Genomic DNA, 3,491 nt, shown 5'->3' with positions numbered 1-3,491 from the left:
TAATTTTTACATTAAAAATACCTTACTAACCCTTTTTTTTAGAAAAAAAGGGTTAACAAAAAAATCGCGGCTGAATTCCTCCTTGACAAATAAAATTAAAAACTTACTCATTGAGAAGAAAATGGACAAAGAACTGCCTCACACCTCACCGTCATTGTCTTCAAAAAGGTAGCCTTGCGGGCATGCTTGAAGTGTGACAATCTCCTGATTGGGGGCATGAGGTTCAAAATACTATTAAAGTTTTTCTAACAATTTAATGAATAAGAAAAGCCTTTCTCTTACATGACATGCTGACGTCAGGAAGCATCTCCGTATTAATTGGGAGACCTTTCACAACATTTTCCATTTGACATTTTCCATCATAATTTTTCCATATCCAGCTCTTTCTATTCAGGAGATTATCACACGCGACTTGGGAGCATGTACAAAATCCATTATTTACGGTAGTCGCGCTCATAATGACGGATTATTTTTAGGTAGTCCCTTTTATGAGCAGGCTAATAAAATTGCTGCCTTTGAATTTTTGATTTCTTGAAATTTGGGTCTTGGTCTTCTTGGGCTCTTGGGACTTCTCACCCTGCCTACTTTATCTCGGGTCTTGTAAAGCTAAAACAAACTCCCCTGCTCGGGTTTGTCATTGTCTTTTTTCTTTTCTTCATTCAAATCCCATTCGATAGTTTGGCCGGGTTGGAATTTTTTGGTGTCTGAAGATTTAGGTTTGTCTTCAGATTTGTTTGCCGGTTTTTCCTTTTCGGGTTCCGGTGTAGGTTTTTCTGCTTTTTTCTCTTCCGGTTCCGGCTTGTTAGAGGTGGTTTCCGGGAAGAGAGTATCATCCGGATCTGTTGGTGTTTCGGTTTGAGTTTCTGTTTCAGGTCTGTCTATCATTATGATTTTATCAACAGTATTCGTAGTCAGGCGGTTACCAATTGCCCGCCAACCTTTGATATCAATAAATTCAGCTAATTCAACAGTTTCCTGAATTTTTTCCTTGTACTTACCTTTACGCATGTGTAATTCTATAGCAGGCTTCTGGTGCGTAGTTACTAATTCCAGTTTTGAGTTTTTATGCTCATCATTGATGAAAGTGAATGCCTGCCCGATTGAAGTGGTTTCTACCAAAAAGCGTTTTACATAATAATTGCCTTTCTCACCATCAAAATGAATGGCTGTAATTGCCTTTTCCGGATTGAACTTTTCAACTATCAGTAAGTCCTGTAAATCATATTTGTTCGTCAGCTCAAAAGTAGTTAAGGTATATGAGCCTTTTTTGGAAATTGCCAGGATTTTGTCATCTCCGGAAAAATTACCGAGATACCTCCCCCGTTCATCAGTATTCAATCTGCCGACTACTTCATCTAACCAAATATCAATCCCCCCAAGTGTGGAAACTCCCGCTTCTTTCTGCACAATTTTTTTCACCGGATAACGGGTTAAGGTATTTCCTTTAGAGCCTTTTCCTTTAATTTCTAAATCTGAAAAATCGAAGTCAAAGACTTTTTTTCTGGCACTGCAACCGGGCGTTAGAGTAACAGTAATCGTTTCTGCTTCTGCATTGGGATTAGCAGTTAAATACCTCATAATTGACCCTTCATGTCCTTGCGTTACATCATATTCCTTATCGCGGGTGATGGATTTCACCTGAAAACGTTTCACAAAAGTGCGTTTACTCTTGCTGTCTGTGTAAATGGCATTGTAGACCATGCGCTCATCGCTTTTTTTCCAAACGCCCACATGCCAGATGTCTTTGCCTACAAATGTTTTGTCGGAAACGCGGGTGACAAGATATTTACCGTCACCACGGAATACTATGATGTCGTCAAGGTCAGAGCAATCACAGACAAACTCGTCTTTTTTCAAATCGGTGCCTATGAAACCCTCTTTAAAATTGGCATATAGCTTCTGATTAGCCACTGCCACTTGTGATGCCTGTATGTTTTCAAAAACCCTGATTTCGGTTTTACGTTCTTTGCCTTTGCCGTATTTAGAAATAAGTTTTTTGAAGAACTCAATCGTATAATCGGTGATATTGGCGAGATTGTGCTCAACGGCTTTTAGTTCTGCTTTCAGCTTGGCCAGGTTGTCGTCCGCATAATTGGAGTCAAACTTGGAAATACGTTTAATCCTAATTTCTGTCAGGCGAATAATATCTTCACGGGTAACTTCTCTGTAAAAATCTTTCAAAAAAGGTTTGAGACCTTCGTCTATGGATTCAATGACAGCTTCCCAGGTTTCACATTCTTCTATGTCGCGGTAAATGCGTTCTTCAATGAAGATTTTCTCCAATGAAGCAAAGTGAATTTTTTCAAGCAGGTTTTTACGCTGAATTTCCAGTTCCTGCCGGAGGACATCACGGGTATGTTCGGTGCTGTATTTCAGAATGTCATTAACACCCATAAATACGGGCTTATCCTCTTTAATGACACAGCAGTTGGGCGATACAGAAATTTCACAATCAGTGAAAGCATACAAAGCATCTTCTGCTAAATCGGGTGAAATACCGCTTTGGAGTTCTATGAGAATTTCTACATGCTCAGCTGTATTATCTGTGATTTTCTTTATTTTAATTTTCCCTTTATCATTGGCTTTGATGACGGAATCAATCAAAGAATTTGTGGTAGAATAAAAAGGAATTTCCCGAATGACCAGTGTTTTTTTATCTAATTTTTCAATTTTTGCACGCATTCTGATTTTACCGCCTCTCAAACCTTCCTTATACTCGGTAAAGTCAGCTATACCACCGGTTGGAAAGTCCGGTAACAATTCAAAAGGTTTTCCTTTCAGGTAATTGATAGAAGCTTCAAGGAGTTCGATAAAGTTGTGCGGCATTATACGTGTAGCCAGTCCCACGGCAATTCCTTCCACTCCCTGTGCCAGTACTAATGGGAATTTAGCGGGAAAGCATACCGGTTCTTTTTTTCTGGAATCGTAAGACAATTGCCACTCGGTGATTTCCGGATTGAACAATACATCTTTTGCAAAATTTGATAAACGGGCTTCTATATATCTCGGAGCTGCTGCGGAGTCTCCGGTGCGGATATCGCCCCAGTTTCCCTGTGTTTCTATGAGTAAATCTTTCTGTCCTAAATTGATGATGGCATCTCCAATGGCTGCATCTCCGTGAGGATGGTACTGCATGGTTTGCCCGATGATATTGGCGACTTTATTGAAACGGCCGTCGTCCATTTCTTTCATGGAGTGCATAATCCGTCTTTGCACCGGCTTTAGCCCGTCGTTGATGGCAGGTACGGCACGCTCTAAGATTACGTAGGAAGCATAGTCCAGAAACCAGTCTTCGTACATACCTTTAACCAGCGTAGATTTCGGGTCTTCGCTATTGAGTTCTTCTAAATTATCGTTTACTTCTGACATGAAACTTTTGGGCTGTAATTGATATCTTTCATTATTGAACTACAAAGAAAAGAAGCTTTTGATAATTTACACACAGAAAGTCATTTTTTTATGCACATTGATTGTATGGGTTTTAGGGCAGT

2 protein-coding genes are annotated in these 3,491 nt (G+C 39.7%); one reads left to right on the top strand and one right to left on the bottom strand.

What is annotated here, in order from left to right:
- The first annotated feature begins 346 nt into the window (after positions 1 to 346).
- The gene (locus EA412_07845; GenBank protein ID TVR78791.1) at positions 347 to 535 is read left to right on the top strand and encodes a hypothetical protein; all 189 of its coding nucleotides are present in this window, start codon (positions 347 to 349) and stop codon (positions 533 to 535) included.
- 71 nt (positions 536 to 606) lie between these two features.
- Here the strand turns inward: EA412_07845 and EA412_07840 are convergent, their stop codons facing one another.
- On the bottom strand, positions 607 to 3,369 hold the full coding sequence (locus EA412_07840; protein TVR78790.1) for a DNA gyrase/topoisomerase IV subunit A: 2,763 nt from the start codon (positions 3,367 to 3,369) through the stop codon (positions 607 to 609).
- Positions 3,370 to 3,491: the final 122 nt, after the last annotated feature.

This window comes from Chitinophagaceae bacterium (assembly GCA_007695095.1).
Lineage (GTDB): Bacteria > Bacteroidota > Bacteroidia > Chitinophagales > REEL01 > REEL01.
The sequence above is the reverse complement of the archived record's forward strand: the minus strand, read 5'-3'. Positions and strand labels throughout refer to the sequence as shown.